Source organism: Pseudaquabacterium inlustre, from assembly GCF_038066595.1.
GTDB lineage: Bacteria > Pseudomonadota > Gammaproteobacteria > Burkholderiales > Burkholderiaceae_C > Pseudaquabacterium > Pseudaquabacterium inlustre.
Genome location: NZ_JBBUTH010000007.1, coordinates 423,759 through 444,031 on the forward strand (window position 1 = coordinate 423,759; position 20,273 = coordinate 444,031).

Annotated in this window: 14 protein-coding genes; 8 read left to right on the forward strand and 6 right to left on the reverse strand. The window is 73.2% G+C overall.

Going from position 1 to position 20,273, the window contains the following annotated elements; translation table 11 throughout:
* Positions 1 to 12: 12 nt before the first annotated feature.
* Complete coding sequence (locus tag AACH10_RS13465) at positions 13 to 1,002, reverse strand: 2-dehydropantoate 2-reductase (RefSeq protein ID WP_341411170.1); 990 nt, start codon at positions 1,000 to 1,002, stop codon at positions 13 to 15.
* Positions 1,003 to 1,210: 208 nt separating this feature from the next.
* Here AACH10_RS13465 and AACH10_RS13470 point away from each other — a divergent pair, with 208 nt between their 5' ends.
* Positions 1,211 to 2,002 (forward strand): IclR family transcriptional regulator, encoded by a 792-nt coding sequence (locus AACH10_RS13470; RefSeq protein ID WP_341410942.1) that lies wholly within the window; start codon positions 1,211 to 1,213, stop codon positions 2,000 to 2,002.
* A gap of 40 nt (positions 2,003 to 2,042) precedes the next feature.
* On the opposite strand, the gene AACH10_RS13475 is transcribed toward AACH10_RS13470, so the two are convergent.
* The gene (locus AACH10_RS13475; protein WP_341410943.1) at positions 2,043 to 3,098 is read right to left on the reverse strand and encodes a response regulator; all 1,056 of its coding nucleotides are present in this window, start codon (positions 3,096 to 3,098) and stop codon (positions 2,043 to 2,045) included.
* 11 nt (positions 3,099 to 3,109) lie between these two features.
* Positions 3,110 to 5,287, reverse strand: a complete 2,178-nt coding sequence (locus AACH10_RS13480) for a dehydrogenase (RefSeq protein WP_341410944.1) — start codon at positions 5,285 to 5,287, stop codon at positions 3,110 to 3,112.
* Positions 5,288 to 5,335: 48 nt separating this feature from the next.
* Between AACH10_RS13480 and AACH10_RS13485 the strand changes: the two genes are divergently transcribed.
* Positions 5,336 to 6,646, forward strand: coding sequence for an iron-containing alcohol dehydrogenase (locus AACH10_RS13485; protein ID WP_341410945.1), 1,311 nt, complete (start codon positions 5,336 to 5,338; stop codon positions 6,644 to 6,646).
* Here AACH10_RS13485 and AACH10_RS13490 read toward each other — a convergent pair.
* Entirely contained in the window at positions 6,631 to 7,647 is a 1,017-nt protein-coding gene (locus tag AACH10_RS13490; protein ID WP_341410946.1) for a Gfo/Idh/MocA family protein, read from the reverse strand. The genes AACH10_RS13485 and AACH10_RS13490 overlap by 16 nt on opposite strands.
* 173 nt (positions 7,648 to 7,820) lie before the next feature.
* On the opposite strand from AACH10_RS13490, the gene AACH10_RS13495 reads away from it, so the two are divergent.
* Positions 7,821 to 9,449: a diguanylate cyclase domain-containing protein gene (locus AACH10_RS13495; RefSeq protein ID WP_341410947.1), complete on the forward strand. Its 1,629-nt coding sequence runs from the start codon at positions 7,821 to 7,823 to the stop codon at positions 9,447 to 9,449.
* Between the two features lie 46 nt (positions 9,450 to 9,495).
* On the opposite strand, the gene AACH10_RS13500 is transcribed toward AACH10_RS13495, so the two are convergent.
* Positions 9,496 to 10,020, reverse strand: a complete 525-nt coding sequence (locus AACH10_RS13500; RefSeq protein ID WP_341410948.1) for a MarR family winged helix-turn-helix transcriptional regulator — start codon at positions 10,018 to 10,020, stop codon at positions 9,496 to 9,498.
* An 87-nt stretch (positions 10,021 to 10,107) separates the two neighbouring features.
* On the opposite strand from AACH10_RS13500, the gene AACH10_RS13505 reads away from it, so the two are divergent.
* Genes AACH10_RS13505 through AACH10_RS13520 form a run of 4 tightly spaced genes read left to right on the forward strand, consistent with a single transcriptional unit; the run spans position 10,108 to position 14,704 of the window.
* On the forward strand, positions 10,108 to 11,094 hold the full coding sequence (locus tag AACH10_RS13505) for a Bug family tripartite tricarboxylate transporter substrate binding protein (RefSeq protein WP_341410949.1): 987 nt from the start codon (positions 10,108 to 10,110) through the stop codon (positions 11,092 to 11,094).
* A gap of 22 nt (positions 11,095 to 11,116) precedes the next feature.
* Positions 11,117 to 12,094 (forward strand): Bug family tripartite tricarboxylate transporter substrate binding protein, encoded by a 978-nt coding sequence (locus tag AACH10_RS13510; protein WP_341410950.1) that lies wholly within the window; start codon positions 11,117 to 11,119, stop codon positions 12,092 to 12,094.
* A 15-nt stretch (positions 12,095 to 12,109) separates the two neighbouring features.
* Positions 12,110 to 13,468: a sulfatase family protein gene (locus tag AACH10_RS13515; protein WP_341410951.1), complete on the forward strand. Its 1,359-nt coding sequence runs from the start codon at positions 12,110 to 12,112 to the stop codon at positions 13,466 to 13,468.
* Positions 13,469 to 13,522: 54 nt separating this feature from the next.
* Positions 13,523 to 14,704: an MFS transporter gene (locus AACH10_RS13520; RefSeq protein ID WP_341410953.1), complete on the forward strand. Its 1,182-nt coding sequence runs from the start codon at positions 13,523 to 13,525 to the stop codon at positions 14,702 to 14,704.
* A gap of 9 nt (positions 14,705 to 14,713) precedes the next feature.
* Here AACH10_RS13520 and AACH10_RS13525 read toward each other — a convergent pair whose 3' ends face one another.
* Positions 14,714 to 17,554: a WD40/YVTN/BNR-like repeat-containing protein gene (locus AACH10_RS13525; protein ID WP_341410954.1), complete on the reverse strand. Its 2,841-nt coding sequence runs from the start codon at positions 17,552 to 17,554 to the stop codon at positions 14,714 to 14,716.
* 231 nt (positions 17,555 to 17,785) lie between these two features.
* Here AACH10_RS13525 and AACH10_RS13530 point away from each other — a divergent pair, with 231 nt between their 5' ends.
* Positions 17,786 to 20,143, forward strand: a complete 2,358-nt coding sequence (locus tag AACH10_RS13530; protein ID WP_341410955.1) for an ATP-dependent DNA helicase — start codon at positions 17,786 to 17,788, stop codon at positions 20,141 to 20,143.
* Positions 20,144 to 20,273: the final 130 nt, after the last annotated feature.

The following is a 20,273-nucleotide window of genomic DNA, read 5'->3' on the forward strand; positions in this document are numbered from 1 at the left end:
GCGCGGCCAGCCTCAGGCCGGATACAGGCCCAGCACCTGCCCGCGCAGCCGGGTCAGGCCCAGCAGCGCGCCGATGAAGGGCGTGTCCACCCCCACGCGCTGGGCGATCTCGTGCACCGCGCTCACCAGCGCGTCCAGCTCGATCGCCCGACCCGCCTCCACGTCCTGCAGCATCGAGGTCTTGAAGGCTCCCAGCTTGCGCGTGATCTGGTGCCGGTCTTCCGGCGTCTGCGTGATCTCGCAACCGATCGCGGCGCCCACCGCCTGAGCCTCGGACATCGCACGGGTGCACAGCTGGCGCGTCAGCGGGTCGTCGAGCACCTTGTCCACCGTGGCACCGGTGATCGCGGTGATGGGGTTCATCGTCATGTTGCCCCACAGCTTGTACCAGGCGTCGCGCCGCACATCGGCCGACAGCGTGGCCTCGAAGCCGGCACGGTCCAGCAGCGCCACCAGGGCCTCGGCCCGCGCCGACGACGCCTGCGATGCACCCAGCGGCTCACCGACGATCAGGCCGCGCCCCATCACATGCGTGGCCACGCCCGGCGCCTCGGTGAAACAGCTGGCATGCACCACGCAGCCCAGCACCTGCGCGAAGGGGATGGCCGCGGCGATCGCGCCGTCGGGGTCCACCGCCGCCAGCGGCTGGCGGCCCAGCGCCGGCAGGGCCTCGCCAAACCACCAGGGCACGCCGTTCATGGCCGGCAGCACCACGGTGTGCGGGCCCAGCAGCGGGGCGATGCCCGCCGCCACCGCGGCCAGGGCAGGCGCCTTCACGGCGATGATGACCAGATCCTGCTCACCCAGATCGGCGGCTTGCGCGCTGGCCCGCACCGGGGCACTCAGCACCTCGCCGCCCTGGCGCAACCGCAGCCCGTGCGACTGCAGCGCCTGCAAGGTGGCGCCGCGCGCCAGCGCGCTGACCTGCACATCGGGCAACAGGCCCAGCCGCGCCCCGATGAAGCCGCCGATGGCCCCCACACCCACCACGGCCACACGCAAAGGCGCGGCGCTCATGCAGGCCTCCGCACACGGGCGGCACGCGCGGGAAGGGACGGGCGGTCGTGGCAGTGGTGACACTCGTACATGGCGGGAAACGGCGCACCGGACGGCACGTCTGAAAGTCGGTATCGGCCCATTCTGCCGCCAGCCCGACGCACCCGCGCCGCGACGACAATCGAGGCCCCGCCGCCCCTGACCGAGCCCACCCTTGAACACGCCCGAGCCCAAGCCCGAACACGAACAGCGCGGCATCCAGAGCATCGAGGTCGGTGGCCAGCTGCTGCGCGCGCTGGCGCACCAGGGCCGGCCGATGGCGCTGAAGGACCTGGCCGCCGCCGCCGGCATGGCCGCCGCCAAGGCCCACCCGTACCTGGTGAGCTTCGGCAAGATCGGCCTGGTGGAGCAGGACAAGGCCAGTGGCCGCTACGGCCTGGGCCCGCTGGCGCTGCAGCTGGGCCTGATGAGCCTGCAGCAGGTGGACCCGGTGCGCATGGCCGCGCCGCTGCTGGACGAGCTGGCGGCGGAGACCGGCCACACCCTGGCCATCGCCGTGTGGGGCACGGCCGGGCCCACCATCGTGTGGCTGGCCGAATCGCCCGCCGCGGTGCACGTGAACATGCGCCAGGGCACGGTGTTCTCGATCGCCGGCACGGCCTCGGGCCGGGCCTTCGCCGCCCATCTGCCCGAGGCCCTGGTGCGCCCGTTCTACGAGGCCGAACGCCGCGACGACACGCTGGCGCCGTGGCCGCAGTTCGAGCGCCAGGTGCTGGCCGAGGTGCGCGCGCAGGGGCTGTCGCGCACCGATGGTGGTGTGGTGGCGGGCGTCAGCGCCCTGGCGGCGCCGGTGTTCGACCACCGCGGTGCCATGGTGCTGGCGCTGGTGATCATTGCCCCGTCGGCCGCGATGGACACGGCCTGGGACGGCGCCATGGCCCGCCGGCTGCGCGAGGCGGCGGCGTCGGTGTCGCGCCGGCTGGGCCACGGGCCGGCCGGCGCCTGAATCGCCCCCCCGCAAGGGTCAACCGGGCAGGGCGGGCAGGTCAGGCCGGCAGCGCGTCGCCGGCCACGGCGTGCAGGCCCATCAGCCGGCGCAGGTGGGCCAGCAGCGCCGCCTCGCCATAGGGCTTGCCCAGCAGCACGGTGACGCCGGCGCGCTGCGCCTCGTCGCGGTGCTGGTCGTCGGCGGCGGTGATCATCACCACCGGCAGCTGCGCCGTGGCGGCGTCGCCGCGCACCGCGCGGGTCAGTGCAAAGCCGTCCAGGCCGGGCATGTCCACATCGGTGATCAGCAGATCGGGGGCGCGGCTGCGCACCAGGCGCAGCGCGGCGTCGCCGTCCTCGGCCTCGATCACCTCCCAGCCCTGGGCCACCAGCAGGCGATGGAGCTTGACGCGCACCACCCGGGCATCGTCGGCCACCAGCACACGGCGTGGGCGGGCGCCCAGTTCGTTCGGATCGAGCGGCGGCACGCGCGGCACCGAGGTGCGCACCATGAAGTCGCCGGGCCGCACGCTGGCCGGGCGCGGGCTGGCGGGCAGGGCAGCGGGGGTCGGCGCACGGGTCGGCGCATGGGTCAGGGCAGGGCTCGGCTGAACCGCGGGTGCCGCAGCGACGGCGGCCCTCAGCGCCTCGGTGCCACCGGCCTGCGGCGGCAGGCCGGCGCGGGCACGCGCCACCGAATCCACCACCTGCTGCCAGGGGGTGGTGCGGGTGGGGTCGAACACGGCCGGCCCGGCCGGCTGGGCCGCCGTGCCGTCACCGGCGGCCGCGCCGGCCACCGGGGCCTGGGCGGCCGCAGCCGCCCGTGCGGCACGGGCAGCCGCCAGGCGGTCGGCATGGGCCGCCAGCTCGGCACGGATGGTCTCCTGGCGCCGCGCTGCGGCGTCGGCCTCCGGCGCGGGGGCCGAGCCAGGTGCCGAGCCGGGTGCCGGGCGCGCCGCCGCGGTGGCCTCCACCGGCGGTGGCGAGGCCGGCATCGCGTGCCGTTCCCAGTGTGCCCCGCGGCGGCGGCGGGCCAGCAGGCGCCACCCCACCAGCACCACGGCCAGCACAGCGCCACCCCACAGCCATCCCGTCGCAGCATCGAGCACGATCACCAGTCACTCCATCAGTCGTTGGCCGCGATGATGCGGCGGCGCGCGGCGGGTCGATCGGCCGAAGAAGCGGGCGCTGCCCGCGTTGTCCGGGCGCTGCCGGCCGGGCTGGCGGGCTTGACAAGCGCCGAGCGGCGCGCACGGCCGGCGCGCTGCGCCTTCGCCCGGGCGGCCAGCGCCAGCGCGCGCACGCGGGCGATGTCCTCGTCCGAGAACACGCCGTTGACGCCCGAGATCGCCGCCAGCTTCATGCCGTGCTTCAGGCCCAGCTGGTAGATCTCGCGCACCTTCTCCCACTCGATCTGGCGGCCCACCGTGAAGTTCTCGAACTTGCCCTCCAGCGCCAGCACGATGGTCTCGGCCAGGCAGGCATAGGCCACGCCCCTGGGCAGTCCGATGTTCTTCATCTGCACCTCGCCGGGCAGCTGGATCTCGCCGCTCTCGATCACCAGCACGTCGGGGCGCTTAGCCACCTCGGCCGGCGGCAGATCGAGCGGGCGCGCCACATCGGTGATCACGCAGCCGGGCTTGACCTTCAGGATGTCGAGCACCTTCTTGCCGGCGCCCGAGGTGGCGGTGACGATCATGTCCATCTCGCCGATGTGCGTGTCGGCCTGGGCCGACAGCACCACCTTGGCGTCGGGCGTCTCGCGCAGGATGGATTCCTTCAGCGCCAGCAGCTTGGCCGTCTCGGGCGACACCAGCGTCACTTCTTCGGCGGCGCGCACCATCAGCCGCGCGCAGGCCGAGCCGATGGCCCCGGTGGCGCCGACGATCATGGCCTTGAACTTCACCCGTTCCTTGCTGCCGGGTTTGGGCTTGGGCAGCAGGTTCATGCGCAGCAGCGCATCGTGCGCGGCCCACAGCGCGCCGCTGGCCGAATAGCTGTTGCCGGTGGTGATGGGCAGCGGCGCACGGCGCGCCACCGTGACGCCGGCATCGCCCACCACCTTGGTGAAGGCGCCCAGGCCCATGATCTGCGCGCCCAGCTTCTTGGCCATGTCGGCCGCGGCCAGCAGGCGCCGGTAGGTGAACTCGGGCCGGTGGTTCATGATCTCGCGCGGCGTGCCGCCCACGCTGATCAGCCAGCCCTCGCATTCCACCCCGGTGGGGCTGCGGATGCCCTCGACCTTGCTGTAGACGAAAGGCGGCGCATAGGCCATCACCTTTTCCAGCGAGTCCATCAGCAGCGGCGGCGACACGCGGCTCAGCAGCTCGATCGGCTTGACCTTCTTGAAGTACTCCTGCGACAGCGGGTGGATCACGAAGGCGAAGCGGTTCACCCGCTTGAAGCCGTTGGGGTACAGCAGCCGCGGCTGCAGGCCCTGGCTGGTGAGGATGCCGAGGTAATCGTCGTCGGCGATGTCGTCGGCCGCCTTGCCGGTGGCGGCCAGCACCATGGCATCCAGCAGCGCGGGGTCGAGCACCTGGCCCTCGCACAGCGGCGCGCCATCGATCACCAGGAGCACCCCGCAGTCCTTGAAGCGCGCCAGGCGTTCGTCGTTCACCGTGGTGGTGATGATCGTCTTGCCGGCCAGCTCTTCCAGGCCGAAGCCGTCGAGCTCGTGCACCGGCGCCACCACCACGGTGGCGCGGGCCATCGCCTTGCGCAGCACGAACTGCGTCCACTGCCGCAGCAGCGGGCCGCTCATCATGCGCGGCGGGGTCCAGTCGCTCACGTAATGCGCGCCGCTGGCGTACAGGCCCAGCGCGTCCAGCGAGGTCAGCAGCTTGGGCACGCCCAGCTGCATCAGCGGGTCGGCGAACAGCAGGTTCTCGGTGTACTCCTGCATGGCCATCGCCAGGCGGTAGTTGGCCAGGCCCGAGAAGAACAGCACGTTGGCGTTGTCGAAGTAGTGGCCCAGCGAGGTCTGCGCATGGCGCAGCGCCCACTCCAGGAAGATCTCGGACAGCCGCGCGCCGTTGGTCACCGGCACGCGGTGGGCCACGCCGGCCAGTCGGGCGAAGTCGGCGTCGATCTCGCGCTGGGCGCCGATGCGGGCGCTGTCCTTCACCAGCCCCAGGCCGATGGCCTGGGCATGGCGGTCCCAGTACTTCAGCAGCTTGGTGGCTTGCGCCAGGCTGCCGTCGGTGCCCACGCGCTGCACGTGCAGGTCCTCGCCCAGAAACCGGGTGCGCAGCTCGAAATCCTGGCGACGCGCACCGAGACTGATGCCGATCACGTTCTTCATGCTCTTCCTTCGGCAAACTGGCCAAAGTCAAGATGATGGAGCCGCCGGATGATTCCCGAATTGATCAGCGACATGGCCCGCAGTGTTGGCCTGCCCCGGTTGAAGCGCGCCGCCGGTGTGGTGACCAAGCGGCTGCCGATTCCGCAGCCGGTGCTGCTGGTGGGTGCCGGCTCGTCGGCCCGGCTGGGCCAGGCGATTGCCGATTTCGGGCACCGCAGGCTGCTGCTGGTGACCGACGCGATCATCACCAAGCTGGGCCTGGCCCGGCCGCTGACCGACGCACTGGCCGCCGCCGGCGTGGCGGTGGAGGTGTTCGACGCGGTGACGCCCGATGCACCGATTCCGCTGGTGGAAGCCGGCGTGGCGCGCTACACCGCCGCCGGCTGTGACGGCGTGGTGGCCGTGGGCGGCGGCTCGGCGATGGACGCGGCCAAGGTCATCGCGCTGGCCGCCGCCAATGGCAAGGCACCGGCCGAGCTGGTGGGCTATTTCAAGGGCCGCCACGGCCCGGCGCCGATCTACGCCGTGCCCACCACCGCCGGCACCGGCAGCGAGGTGACGGTGGCCGCCGTCATCTCCGACCCCGGCAGCGACAGCGTGCCCGGCCGCAAGATGGTGGTGGCCGACACCCGCATCGTGCCCGAGATGGCCGCGCTCGACCCCACGCTGATGCTGGGCCTGCCGGCCGAGGTGACGGCGGCCACCGGCATCGACGCGCTCACCCACGCCATCGAGGCCACCATCAGCCAGTGGGCCACGCCGCACACCGACCGCCATGCCCGCGCCGCCGTGGCGCTCATCTGGCGCTGGCTGAAGCGGGCCCATGCCGACGGCGCCCACCTGCAGGCGCGCGAGCAGATGGCGCTGGCCAGCACCTGGGCCGGCCTGGCCTTCACCCGCGCCAACGTGGGCAATGTGCATGCCATCGCGCACCAGCTGGGCGGCCGCTACCACACGCCGCATGGCCTGGCCAACGCCATCATGCTGCCGGCCGTGCTGCGCTTCTGCCAGGCCGAGGCGGCTGCGCCGCTGGCGGCCCTGGCGCGCGCCGTGGGCCTGGACGACGGCATCGACGACGGCCATTACGCCAACGCCGCACTGGCGCTGCGCTTCATCGACGGCGTGCAGGCGCTCAACGACGCGCTGGGCATCCCGCGCACGCTGGCGGCGCTGCGTGAGGAGGACATCCCCGCGCTGGCCCGCGCCGCCTGCTGGGAGGCCGACACCAACTACCCGGTGCCGCGCCGCATGACGCAGATGGCCTGCGAGGCCCTGCTGCGCAGCGTGCTGCCGGCGCCATCCGCCGCCAAGAAGCCGGCCGCTCGGCGGCGTCGCGCGGCCGTTCAGTCGAACGGGTAGCGCACGCCCAGCCGGCGGCGGATCTCCTGCATCCAGCCGGCCAGCGCCAGGGTTTCGTCCAGCGGCATGGTCGGGCTCTCCGGCAGGCCTGCGCGCACGCAGCGCACGGCCTCGTCGATCTCGCCCTCGAAACCGTTGATCTCGTGCGGGCGCTGCAGCAGCACCGGCGGCTGGCCGTGGCGCTGCAGCGTGGCCTGGGTGGCGCCCCAGAAGGGCTCGGCCAGGCGGATGCAGCCCCGTTCACCCTGGATGGACAGCGCGTTCTCGCCCTGGCCGTCCACCGCGCAGACGAACTGCGCCACCGCACCCCCGTCGAACACCAGGCTGCCGGCCACGCGGCGGTCAACCCCGGTCGGCGCCAGCGCGCCGTCCACATGCAGGCGCGCCAGCGGCGGGCAGCGGCCGGGCGCCGGCTCGAGCGCCCAGCGGCTCATGGCCAGGTTGTAGACGCCCAGGTCCAGCAGCGCGCCGCCGGCCAGCGCCGGGTTCCAGATGCGGCTGTCGGGCTCATAGGGTGCGGCGAAGCAGAAGCTGCTCTGCACATGCTGCACGGCACCGATCTCGCCGGCATCCAGCCAGGCGCGCGCGGCGGCCACCGCGGGCAGGAAGCGCGTCCACAGCGCTTCCATCAGGAACACGCCGCGCTCGCGCGCCAGCGCCACCACGCGCTGCGCCTGGGGCAGGGTGGCCACCAGCGGCTTCTCGCACAGCACCGCCTTGCCGGCCTGCAGACAGGCCTCGATGGCCTGGGCATGCTGGGCATGCGGCGTGGCGATGTAGACGCCGTCGACCGCCGGATCGGCCAGCAGCGCGGCCACATCGGCCGCCACCTGCGGCACCGGCCGGCCGGCCCGCGCCCACTGCGCGGCAAAGGCCTGGGCGCGGCCCGCGTCGCGGCCCTGCACGGCATGCAGGTGCATGCCGGGGCGCTGCTGCACCACCTCGGCGAATCTGTGGGCGATGCGACCCGGCCCGATCAGGCCCCAAGCGAACGACGACATGCCTTGCCCACTCCAGCAACTGCGCGCCCCGGCGGCGCGGGTGGCGATCATCGCAGGCCAGCGCACTCAAGTTCGCGCCGAGCCAGCCGATCTTGCCGTGGCGGGCCGTCACGCAGCACCTCGGGCCGCCACCGTGCCGGCGCCCGCCGGCCGCCGCCCACCGGACCCTGCCCATGCCGCCGCTGCATTCCCCCACGCCGCCCCCACCGGGCCCCGCCACCCCGCCCAGCCTGGCCCAGCGCATCGGCCTGGCCTGGCGGGCCGCGCGCGCCGCCTGGCGCCAGAGCGCCCCGGCCCCAACCCCGCCCATGGCCCCGCCCAGCCCCGCTGCGGCGCCGGCCCCGCCCGTGGCCGGCGACGGCGGCCTGGCCGACCTGCTGGCCCACAGCCCCGACCTGGTGCTGCACCTGGACGCCGACGGCCGCGTGGTGGGCGGCAACGAGCGCGCGGCCCTGCACCTGCGCGCCGCGCTGCTGCCCGGCGCGCGCCTGCGGCGCCTGGCTGCACCCGGTGAGTGGCGGCGCTGGCTGCGCCAGATCCGGCCCACGCTGCTGATCCGCGGCGTGTGGGCCGGCGAGACCACGCTGCGCCTGGAGGGCCGCCATGTGCCCTTCGCGCTGACCGTGCTGGCCCAGCGCGACCGCGCCGGCCGCTGGCAGGGCTGCACCGCGGTGCTGCGCGACCTGTCGGCCGACCAGGCCGCGCACCAGCAGACGCAGCGCCAGAACCAGATCCTCAGCGCCATCACCGAGGCCCTGCCGGCCACCGTGGTGATCGTCGACTCGCAGGGCCGCTACCGCTATGTCAACAGCGCCTTCGAGCGCTACGCCGGGCGGCCGGCGGCCGACATCATCGGCCGCACCGCCGGCGAGGTGCTGGGCGCCGACGAGGTGGCACGCCGCCGCCCGTTCATGAAGCAGGCCTTTGCCGGCGAGCCGGTGGAGTTCGTGCTCGACTACCCCACGCCCGAGGGCACCACCTGGCTGGCGCTGAGCTGCCTGCCGATCAAGCTGGACGGCGTGTTCGACGGCTTCGTCGGCATCAGCCAGGACATCACGATGCAGCGCCGCGAGCAGGAGCGCCTGGCCCACCTGGCCGAGCGCGACCCGCTGACCGGCCTGCTCAACCGCGCCGGCTTCGAGCAGCGCGTGCAGCAGCAGCGCCTGCAGGGCACGGGCGACGAACTGGCCCTGCTGTACATCGACCTCGACCACTTCAAGGCCATCAATGACACGCTGGGCCATGCCGCCGGCGACCAGGTGCTGCAGGGCGTGGCCCGCCGCCTGCAGCGCGCCGTGCGCAGCACCGACCTGGTGTGCCGCCTGGGCGGTGACGAGTTCGCCATCCTGCTGACCGGCGTGTGCGACCGCGCGATCGCCCGCGGCGTGGGCGACAAGGTGCTGGCCGCCGTGGGCCGGCCCTTCGAGCTGTCGGGTCAGACCCGGCACGTGGGCGCCAGCATCGGCGTGGCCGTGCTGCCGCGCGCCCAGGCCAGCGTGGCCGAGCTGCTGCACGAGGCCGACGCTCGGCTGTACCGCGCCAAGGCGGCCGGCCGCGGCCGGCAGGTGGGCGAGGACGAGCCCACGGACGGCGCGCCGGCACCGCGGGCCGCTGTCACCGCGGTGGAACCCGCCCCGCCAACGTCAGCGTTGGCATCTGCGGAACCCGGCACCACGCCCGCCGCGGCCACGGCCAGCGCACTGGTGGCCAGCGCCATGGCGCGGCGCGCACCGGTGATGCCCGGCGCCCCAGGCACGCCGGTGGCGCCGCCACTGGCCGACACCACCCCGGCACCACACTGAGAGGCGCACGGGACCGCACGGAGCCGACCCGCAGCGCGCGCGGCAATCAGCCGGGGTCAGTGCCGTCGTTGCCGTCACGCAAGGCCGCAGCGCGGCGGTGCAGGCGCTGCAGCAGCGCGTCCACCTGCGCCAGTTCGGCGTCGCTCAGTTCGGCCAGCAAGGCCTGGTTGACGGCGGCAATGCGCGGCAGCAGGCGTTGGCACGCCGCCTCGCCGGCGGGCGTGAGGCTCAGCCGCGCCTCGCGGCGGTCGGCCGGGGCCGCGGCGCGCAGCAGCAGGCCCTTGGCCGCCAGCGAGCCCAGGGCCCGCGAGGTGCGCGCACGGTCCAGCCCGGCACGCTCGGCCAGCGCCGAGGGCGCGATGCCGGGATGCTCGGCCAGCAGCGCCAGCAGGCGCCACTCGCGCCGGGTAATGCCGGCCTCGCGCTCGCACAGGCGCACCACCGGCTGGCGCGCCAGGTTCTGCAACTGCGCCAGGCGGTAGAGGAACAGATCGTCTAGCCGCTGCGGCGCGCGCAGGGCCGCGCCGCGGGACGGAAGGCTGGCGCCATCGGGCGCCGCAGGGTCGGCCATCGGGTAAGCCCGCAGGATGATTGACTTGGTCAATCCATTGTCGGCTGACTAGAGTGCGCCGGTCTGCCGCTTCCACTTCACACTGCCATGCCCACCATCACCCGACGCCTGACCCTGCGTGCCAGCCTTGCGCTGGTGGCCCTGGCCCTGCCGCTGGCCGGCTTTGCGCCACTGGCCACGGCCCAGACCGGCACCTCGCGCATCGTGGTGGGCTTTCCACCCGGCGGCTCGGCCGACGTGATCGCCCGCCTGCTGGCCGACACGCTGCGCGAGACCGGCCTGGGCACGGTGATGGTCGACAACAAGCCCGGCGCCGCCGGCCGCCTCGCCATCAACGCCGTGCGCACGGCCAAGCCCGACGGCCAGACCCTGCTGCTGGTGCCCAGCGGGCCGATGGTGATCTTTCCGCATGTGTTCAAGAAGCTGGACTACGACCCGGTCAAGGACTTCGCGCCGGTGTCGCTGCTGGCGCGCTTCAACTTCGGCGTGGTGTCCGGGCCAGCCACCGGCGCCGGCACCATCGCCGAGCTGATGGCCAAGGCCAGGGCCAAGCCCGACACCGCCACCTACGGCACGCCGGGGCAGGGCACGGCGCCGCACTTCCTGGGCGTGATGCTCGAGCAGGCCATGGGCGTGCCCTTCCTGCACGTGCCCTTCCAGGGCGGCGCACCGGCCAACACCGCGCTGGTGGGCGGCCATGTGGGCTACAAGATCGACGTGGTGTCCGAGTCGGCCGAGCTGCACCGCCAGGGCAAGGTGAAGGTCATCGCCGTCACCGGCCCCGAGCGCGACCCGCAGGTGCCCGAAGTGCCCACGCTGAAGGAGCAGGGCGTGCCGCTGGAGATCACCGCCTGGTTTGCGCTGTATGCGCCGGCCGGCACGCCGCCCGAGGTGCTGGGCAGGATCGAGAAGGCCACGCAGGCCGCCGTGCGCAGCCCCGCGCTGCGCGAGAAGCTGCAGAAGCTGGGCTACCAGCCCGTGGGCTCCACCGGCACGGAACTGGCCGCCGCGCAGAAGGCCGACCTGGCGCGCTGGGAGCGCCCGATCAAGACCACCGGCGTGCAGCTGGACTGACACCGCGCCTGGAGACCCCCGCATGCATCGCCGCCAAGTTCTCACCGGCCTGGGCGCCAGCGCGCTGGCCCTGGCCAGCCCCATCGCGCTGGCACAAGACGCCTTCCCCAGCCGCCCGCTGCGCTTCGTCAACAACTTTCCGCCGGCCGGCCCGTCCGACATCCTGGCGCGCAGCGTGGCCGATGTGTTGCAGACGCAGTGGAAGCAGGCTGTGGTGGTGGACAACCGCGCCGGGGCCGGCGGCAACCTGGGCGCCGATGCGGTGGCCAAGGCACCAGCCGACGGCTACACGCTGCTGTTCGGCATCGACAGCACCTTCACCGTCAACCCGCATGTCTACCGCAGCATGCCGTTCAAGCCGGCCGACCTGAAGCCGGTGCTGGTGATGGCTGCCTCGGGCCTGCTGATCGGCGCCAGCACCTCGGCCCTGCCGCAGGTCAAGACGCTGAAGGACCTGATCGCCGAGGGCAAGATGCCCAAGGGCCTGAGCTTCAGCTCGGGCGGCAACGGCAGCCCCGGCCACCTGGCGGCCGAGCAGTTCACCGATGCCGCACAGGCCCGCGTGACCCACATCCCGTACAAGGGCAACACCCCGGCCGTGCAGGCCGTGGTGGCCGGCGAGGTGGGCGCCGGCATGCTGGCCACGCCCGGCATGCTGCCGCATGTGAAGAGCGGCAAGGTGGCCGCACTGGCGGTGACGAGCCGCGAGCGCAGCAGCCTGGCGCCCGAGGTGCCCACGGTGGCCGAACTGGGCCTGCCGCAGCTGGAGCAGGAGGTGCTGTATGTGGTGATGGCGCCGGCCGCCACGCCCGAGCCCATCGTGGCCCAGCTGGCCCAGGCCATCACCGCCGCGCTGCAGCGCCCTGACAACCAGCAACGCCTGGCCCAGCTGGACATGCGCTGGGAAGGCCTGACCGGCGCCGCCGCCAGCAAGCGCCTGGCCGAGGCCAGCGCGCGCTACCAGCGCATCGTCAAGGCCACCGACATGAAGCTCGACTGACCCCATCACGCCCCCATGACCGAGCGCCGCCCCGAATTGAACTCCCGCCGCCCCAATTTCATCTTCATCGTCGCCGACGACCTCGGCTTTGCCGACCTGGGCTGCTACGGCGGCCGCGACGCCAAGTTCGGCCCCGTGTCGCCGGAGCTCGACCGCCTGGCTGCCCACGGCCTGCGCTTCAACGAGGGCTACAGCAACTCGCCGGTGTGCTCGCCCACGCGCTTCGCCATGATCACCGGCCGCTGGCAGTACCGGCTGCGCGGCGCCGCCGAAGAGCCGATCAACAGCCGCAGCAAGGGCAGCACCACGCTGGGCCTGCCGCCCGAGCTGCCCACGCTGCCCTCGCGCTTGCGCGCTGCCGGCTACCGCACCGCGCTGATCGGCAAATGGCATCTGGGCTATCCGCCGCACTTCAGCCCGCTGAAATCAGGCTACGAGGCGTTCTACGGCCCGATGTCGGGCGGCGTGGACTACTTCAGCCACTGCAGCAACACCGGCGCGCACGACCTCTTCGAAGGCGAGACCGAGCGCCACGACGAGGGCTACCTGACCGACCTGCTGAGCCGCCGCGCCGCCGATTACGTGCGCCGCATGGCCGGCCCCGACAACGGCGGCGGCGCGGCCCCGTTCCTGCTGAGCCTGCACTACACCGCACCGCACTGGCCGTGGGAGACGCGTGACGACGCGCACATCGTCGACGACGTCAAGGCCAACCTGTTCCACCTGCACGGCGGCAACATCCACACCTACCAGCGCATGATCCACCACATGGACGAGGGCATCGGCTGGATCGTCGACGCGCTGCGCGAGACTGGCCAGCTCGACGACACGCTGATCGTCTTCACCAGTGACAACGGCGGCGAGCGATTCAGCGACAACTGGCCGCTGGTGGGCGGCAAGATGGACCTCACCGAAGGCGGCATCCGCGTGCCCTGGATCGCCCACTGGCCGGCCGGCATCGCCCCCGGCGGCGTGACCGACCAGCACTGTCTGACCATGGACTGGACGGCCACGATGCTGGACCTGGGTGGCGCCGCGCCCCTCGACGACTGCCCGCTGGACGGCGTGAGCCTGGCCCCGGTGCTGGCCGACCCCAGCGCGTGTTTTGAGCGGCCGATGCACTGGCGCATGAACCACCGCGGCCAGCGCGCGCTGCGCCAGGGCCGGTGGAAGTACCTGCGCGTGGACGGCCACGACTACCTGTTCGACATCCCGGCCGATGCCCGCGAGCGCGCCAACCTGGGTCCGCGCCAGCCCGAGCGCCTGGCCGCCATGCGCGCCGACTGGGAGGCCTGGAACGCGTCGATGCCGCCGATCCCCGAGGACGCCACGGTCAGCCTGGGCTACGGCGCGAAGGACATGCCTCAGCGCTGAGCTGCGGGCCGCCCTGCATCTGGTGGCGCTGGCCGATGGCTTAACCTCGGGCGCATGCACGCCCGACCGACCATCCTGCTGCTGAACGTGGCCCACGCGGTGGACCACATGTTCCTGCTGATCTTCGCCACCGCCGTGGGCAGCATCGCCGCCGAGTTCGGCTTCGCCCGCTGGGAAGACCTGATGCCCTACGGCGTGGGTGCCTTCGCGATGTTCGGCCTGGGCTCGCTGCCCGCCGGCCGTCTGGGCGACCTGTGGGGCCGGCGCGCGATGATGGGCGTGTTCTTCTTCGGCATGGGCGTCTCGGCCCTGCTGGCGGCGCTGGCCCAGGGGCCCTGGCAGCTGGCCGCGGCGCTGACGCTGATCGGCGCCTTCGCGTCGATCTACCACCCGGTGGGCATCCCGATGCTGCTGCAGGGCGCGGCGCGGCCCGGCGCCACCATCGGCGTCAACGGCCTGGCCGGCAACCTGGGCATCGCAGTGGCCGCCGCGGTCACCGGGGCGCTGATGCAGGCCCTGGGCTGGCGCGCAGCCTTCGCGGTGCCGGGCGTGCTGTGCCTGCTGCTGGGCGCGCTGTTCCTGCGCGTCGTGCCGCCCGAGGCCGAGGCCCCGGCACGGCGCAAGGGGGGTGCCGGCGTGGCCTACAGCCGCGCCCAGGTGCTGCGCGCGCTGGCGGTGATGACCGTGGCCTCGGCCACCGGCGGCATCCTGTTCAACCTGACCACCAACGGCAACGCGCAGCTGCTGGCCGAGCGCTTCCACGGCCTGATGACCGACCCCGCGCGGCTGGGTGCGGTGCTGGCCAGCGTGTACGCGATGGCCTCGCTGGCCCAGGTGGTGGTGGGGCGGCTGATCGACCGCGTGGCCCTCAAGCCGCTGTACCTGGGCGTGGTGCTGATGCAGGTGCCGGCGCTGCTGCTGCTGTCGCGGGCCGAGGGCTGGTGGGCCTATGCCGCGATGCTGGCGATGATGGTGTTCATCTTCGGCGCGATCCCGTTCACCGACGCGATGATCGCCCGCTACGTGGACGACGCGATGCGCTCGCGCGTGGCCGGGCTGCGGCTGGCGGTGTCGCTGGGCATCAGCTCGCTGGCGGTGTGGCTGCTGGGCCCGCTGGTCAAGGGCCTGGGCTTCAGCGCGCTGCTGCAGCTGCTGGCCGGCGTGGCGCTGTGCACCGCGTTCACGGTGCTGTGGCTGCCGGCCGAGGCCGCCGGGCGCCAGCGCCCGGCGGCCTGAGCCGCAGGTTCAGGGCAGGTTCAGCAACCAGGCGCCCAGGCCATGCGTGGCCACGTACATCTTGCGCGCCGACGGGATGATGGTCAGCGAGGCCACCTCCACATGGGGCATGCCCGGCGCCGCCACGGTCCAGCTGCTGGTGCCGGCGGCCAGGCGGAACACGCCGAAGTCGCTGGCCGCGTACAGATCGCCGGTGACGTCGTCGCGCGCCACGTCGGTGATCGGGATGTCGCCCAGGTCGAAGCTGCGGTCGGTCCAGGTGGCGGTGCCGGCGTCGGGGTTGTAGACCACCTCGAACACATGGCCCGGCGTGGCCGGCGTGCTGGCGCTGAAGCCGCTGTACGACACCCAGGCACGGTTCGGGTTGGCCGGGTCGACATGGATGCCGCTGACGAAGCGGTTCGGATCGGCACTGGACAGGGTGTCCAGGCGCGTCCAGGCCACCGCGCTGGCCGGCTCGGCATCGACATTGCGCGACAGGAACAGCCGGCCCGTGGTGGTGGCCGCCCAGGCGGTGCCGGTGTCGGACGCGGTGCGGCGGATGGCCGCCATCGCGCCGCCCGCGCGGTCGTTCGCATTGCCGGCGGTCAGCCAGACCGGGCCCACCGGCACCCAGTCACCGCACACCACCTGGAACACGCCGGTCCACTCGTTGCACTGGCGGCGGAACTCGGCCAGGCTCATCGTTCCCATGCCCCAGGTCTTGGTGCGGTAGACGGTGCGGCCGGTGCCGGCGAACATCGTCTTGCTGACCTTGGGGTCGGAGATGATGGGCACGTAGAACTGCGTGTTGGCATGGCCGTAGATCGGATCGCCGATCCAGTTCCAGTCGGCCATGTCGCCATGGCTGAAGTTCACGTCGGGCGACGCATCGAAGTAGGTGTGGAAGCGGAACGCCGGCTCGCCGACGTCGAAGCCCGACTGACCGCCGTCACCCACCATGGTGTTGATCCAGCGCGTCGGGTTGCCGCTGGACTGCCAGGTGCCGTTGTCCTGCGTGCCGCCCTGCACCAGGTTGACGTTGTGCGGGCTGACCGACAGGCTCTGGAACTGCAGCGTGCGCAGGCCCTTGTTCATGCTCTCCAGCCGCTCCGGCACGCGTGACAGCAGCTGACGGCAGCGCGTCAGCCGGTCACCCGACAGCGGACGGTTGTCGCACCACGACGACACGTTGCTGAACAGGCCGCTGGAGCGCACGATGCCACCGTCGCCGGCCTCGAAGAACTGCATCGGGTTGGCGGGGTGGACCACCAGCGCGTGCTGGTCCGGGTGCAGGCCGTTCGGGTTGACCGGATCGGTGCCGTCCATGGTCATGTCGGTGAACGACACGCCACCGTCGGTGGACAGCACCACGCCACGGCCGTTGGAGATGTTGCCGGTCTCACCGTAGCTGTACGAGCCACCGAGGTAGACCACGTCGGGATGGCCGGCCGGCGACACCACGAAGTTGTCGTACCAGCACTGGCCGGTGCAGTAGTTGTACGAGCCGTAGCCCGGGTCGGCCGGGTTGCTGCTGGTCAGCATGCTGAAGACCGGCGCCGCGGCGCGGGCGTCGTCGGTGCGGAACAGCCGCGCCGACGGCGAGCCCACATTGCCCTCGGCCACATACAGCCGCGTGCTGCCATTGGGCAGGCGGTTGACGGCCAGCATCGCCCGGGTGGACGCGTTGCCAGCATTCAGCGAGGGCTTGATCTGCACCCAGGTGGCGCCGCCATCGGCCGAACGCCACACGCCGCGTGAGAACGACGAGGCGTACACCACGTCGGGGTCCACCGGGTCCAGTTCCACCTGGCGCACGCCGCGCGGCGAGCAGGTGCTGCCATTGCCGGCCTGCGCAAGCAGGGTCAGCGCCGTGCACTCCGCGGCGGTGGCCGCGCCGTTGTGCAGGAAGGTCCAGGTCTGGCCGCCATCGGTGCTCTTGTACAGACCCCATTGCGGCGCGCCCGGCACCAGCGTCACCACGCCGGCCGTGCCCACGGCCGACACGCCGCGCCCGGCCCGCACCGACGCCGCGTACAGCGTCGACGGGTCGCCCTTCTTCACGGCGATGGCACCCACGCCACGGGCATTGAAGGCGGCACTGCCGTACGGGCCGGTCCAGCTGTCACCACCGTCGGTACTCTTGTACAGCCCCACGCCGGCGATGCAGCCGCTGCCGCAGGAGTTGGCCTCGCCGGTGCCCACCCACAGCGTGTTGCCGCTGGGGTCGTTCGGGTCGAGCGTGATGGCGCCCACGGCATTGATGCCGAAGGGCCCGCTCAGGTACTGCCAGTTCGGCTGTCCCGACAGCGCGTTCTTGGTGCGCCAGATGCCGCCACCGGCCGGTGCGGCCCACAGCCGGCATTGTCCGGGGGCGCAGTTCGGGTCGATGGCCAGCGCCACGGTGCGGCCGGCGGCCAGGTAGTCGTTGGGCACATAGCTCGACGAACTGCGGAACGGCGTGCGCGGGTACAGCGCGTCGGCCGGCCCCACGCTCACGAAGGTGCCGGGACGGCCCTTGCCGGACGGGAAGTTGCGCCCACCCACCGCCTTGGCCGCGGTACGCGCAGCCTCGATGCGCGCCAGCGGGATGTCGGTGTCGGGGTAGGCGCGCTGCAGGAAGCCGCCGTCGCCGGCCGAGCCCGGGCCCTCGATCGCGTTGGGCGGCAGCGCCTGCTTCAGCAGCGTCAGGTGCTCACGCAGCGCACCGGGCTTGCCGCCCTTGGGGGCAGGCTGCCGTTCGGGGGCTGGGGCGGCGGCGGTGCCGGCGTCCGGCGTCGCAGGGCTGGCATCGGCGGCCTGCACTGGCGCGTACAGCGCGCCGAGTGTCAGACACAGACCGGCCAGCGCACTGGCCATGGTTGGGCGCATGGGGCTCTCCTCGGTAAGGCGGGTGTGACATCGGCCGCCCGACGGGTTGGGCGGCCTGGAAGACCATTGGCCGTCGCGGCCCGACCTGTGTCAACGGTAACAAGCCGTAGTGCCCGCCAGATCCCCCTGAAACAAACGTGTCGACATAGGGATTGAGCAACGCCGCCCGTGCGTGGGACGCCCGCGCCAACGGGCCGCTGCGACGGTGCCGCGTGGCGACAATCACGCCCTGTGAACGCGCCCCTGCCGCCCCCTGCCACCGATGCGCCCTACAGCGTCGCGGTGCGCACGCTGTGCGAGTTCACCGCCAAGCAGGGCGACCTGGACCGCCGCTTCACCCCCAGCGCCACGGCGCTGGAAGGCCTGCTCGGCCAGGGCCTGGTGGCGCAGCGCCGCGGCCCCGACTACGAGACCGAGATCGCCCTGGAGGCCACGCTGGGGCCGCTGCGCGTGCGTGGCCGCGCCGACGGCTACGACCCGCGCCGCCGCTGCCTGGAGGAGATCAAGACCCTGCGCGGGCCGCCCGACGAGATCCCGGCCAACCGCCGCCGGCTGCACTGGGCCCAGCTGCAGACCTATGGCGCGCTGTTCTGCCGTGCGCGCGGCGTCGACGAGATCGCGCTGTCGCTGGTGTACTTCGACATCGCCAGCCAGACCGAGACCGAGCTGCGCCAGGTGTACGGCGCCGCCGAGCTCGAGACCCTGCTGGCGCAGCGCTGCCAGGCCTTCAGCGCCTGGGCCCGGCAGGAGCTGGCCCACCGCGCCGCCCGCGATGCGGCACTGGCCGGCCTGGCCTTTCCCGAGCCCGCCTTCCGCCCCGGCCAGCGCGACCTGGCTGCCGCCGTGTACCGCACGGCACGGCAGCGCCACCGGCTGCTGGCACAGGCGCCCACCGGCATCGGCAAGACCGTGGGCACGCTGTACCCGCTGCTGCGCGCCATGCCCGCCGAGCGCATCGACAAGATCGCCTTCCTGACCTGCAAGAACACCGGCCGGCTGGCCGCGCTGGAGGCGCTGCACAACCTGCGCGGCACACCGTCGGCCGGTGCGCCGGCGCCGCTGCGCGTGCAGCTGATGCTGGCCAAGGAGGAGGCCTGCGTGCACCCCGACAAGGCCTGCCACGGCGACGCCTGCCCGCTGGCCCGCGGCTTCTACGACCGCCTGCCGGCCGCGCGCGCGCAGGCCGTGGCCCAGGCCTGGCTGGACGGCCCGGCGCTGCGCGCGGTGGCGGCGCAGCACCAGCTGTGCCCCTACTACCTGGGCCAGGAGCTGCTGCGCTGGGCCGACGTGCTGGTGGGCGACGTGCACCACCTGTTCGACCCGCACGGCCAGCTGCCCGGCCTGGCCCAGGCGCTGGACTGGCAGCTGGCCGTGCTGGTGGACGAGGCGCACAACCTGGTCGAGCGCACGCGGCGCATGTACTCGGCCCAGCTGCGGCTGCGCCAGATCGACACCGCGCTGCGCAGCGCCCCGCCCGCCGTGGCGCCGGCGCTGGCCGGTCTGCGGCGTGCCGCGGCGCAGTTGCTGGGCGAGGCCGGGCCCCCCGAGGGCACGGTGCTTGGCCGCGTGCCCGAGGGCTTCGCCCAGGCGCTGCAGACGGCCACCGGCGCGCTGGCCGAGCATTTCCAGCAGCAGCCGTTGAGCGTGGGCACGCTGCTGGACTTCTTCTTCGAGCTGCAGCGGCTGCAGCGGCTGGTGGACACGCTGGGCGAGCATTCGCTGTTCGAGCTGCAGGCTTCGCCGCCCACGCCCACGCTGCCGGACGACGCCCCGCTGGCCGCGCTGCCCGCCGACGGCGATGGCGTGCTGGCCGTGCACAACGTGGTGCCCGCGCCGTTCCTGCGCCCGCGCTGGGCGGCGCTGCACAGCGCCACGCTGTTCTCGGCCACGCTGGCGCCGCCCGACTTCGCCCGCCAGTTGCTGGGCCTGCCCGACGACACCGGCTGGATCGACGTGCCGCCGGCCTTTCCGCCCGAACACCTGTGCGTGCAGGTGGCCGACGGCCTGTCCACGCGCTATGCGCACCGCCGCCGCTCGCTGCAGGCCTTGGTCGACACGATGGCCCGGCAGTTCGACGCGCACCCCGGCAACTACCTGGCCTTCTTCAGCAGCTTCGACTACCTGGCCCAGGCTGCGGCCCAGCTGGCCCGGCAGCGCCCCGACATCCCGCAGTGGTGCCAGCAGCGGCGCATGCCCGAGGAGGCTCGCCTGGCCTTTCTGGCGCGCTTTGCGCCGCAGGGCCGTGGCATCGGCTTCGCGGTGCTGGGCGGCGTGTTCGCCGAGGGCGTGGACCTGCCGGGCCCGCTGCTGATCGGCGCCTTCATCGCCACGCTGGGGCTGCCCCCGGTGTCGCCGCTGCAGACGCACCTGCGCGAGCGGCTGGACGCGCTGTTCGGCCCCGGCCACGGCTACGCCGACCGCGTGCCGGCGCTGCAGCGCGTGGTGCAGGCCGCCGGCCGCGTGCTGCGCACCCCCGACGACCGTGGCTGGCTGTGGCTGTTGGACCAGCGCTACCGCGCGCCCGAGGTCACGGCCCTGTTGCCGGCCTGGTGGGGCCTGGCGGACGCCGCGACCCACCCGGCCGCCTGAGCCCGGTCGCGCCAGCGCCCGGGCACCCGCGCACCCGCGCACCCGCGCACCCTTGCACCCGTGCACCCGCGCAGGCCGGCTGTGCCGGCAAGCCCGCGTCGGCACGGGGATACTGGCCAACACCTCCGCC

What these genes read in the sequence shown, in the direction of transcription:
- AACH10_RS13480 (WP_341410944.1), bottom strand. Translation starts at nt 5,287, where the DNA reads ATGAAGAACGTGATCGGCATCAGTCTCGGTGCGCGTCGCCAGGATTTC.
- AACH10_RS13485 (WP_341410945.1), top strand. Translation starts at nt 5,336, where the DNA reads ATGATTCCCGAATTGATCAGCGACATGGCCCGCAGTGTTGGCCTGCCC.
- AACH10_RS13490 (WP_341410946.1), bottom strand. Translation starts at nt 7,647, where the DNA reads ATGTCGTCGTTCGCTTGGGGCCTGATCGGGCCGGGTCGCATCGCCCAC.
- AACH10_RS13495 (WP_341410947.1), top strand. Translation starts at nt 7,821, where the DNA reads ATGCCGCCGCTGCATTCCCCCACGCCGCCCCCACCGGGCCCCGCCACC.
- AACH10_RS13500 (WP_341410948.1), bottom strand. Translation starts at nt 10,020, where the DNA reads ATGGCCGACCCTGCGGCGCCCGATGGCGCCAGCCTTCCGTCCCGCGGC.
- AACH10_RS13505 (WP_341410949.1), top strand. Translation starts at nt 10,108, where the DNA reads ATGCCCACCATCACCCGACGCCTGACCCTGCGTGCCAGCCTTGCGCTG.
- AACH10_RS13510 (WP_341410950.1), top strand. Translation starts at nt 11,117, where the DNA reads ATGCATCGCCGCCAAGTTCTCACCGGCCTGGGCGCCAGCGCGCTGGCC.
- AACH10_RS13515 (WP_341410951.1), top strand. Translation starts at nt 12,110, where the DNA reads ATGACCGAGCGCCGCCCCGAATTGAACTCCCGCCGCCCCAATTTCATC.
- AACH10_RS13520 (WP_341410953.1), top strand. Translation starts at nt 13,523, where the DNA reads ATGCACGCCCGACCGACCATCCTGCTGCTGAACGTGGCCCACGCGGTG.
- AACH10_RS13525 (WP_341410954.1), bottom strand. Translation starts at nt 17,554, where the DNA reads ATGCGCCCAACCATGGCCAGTGCGCTGGCCGGTCTGTGTCTGACACTC.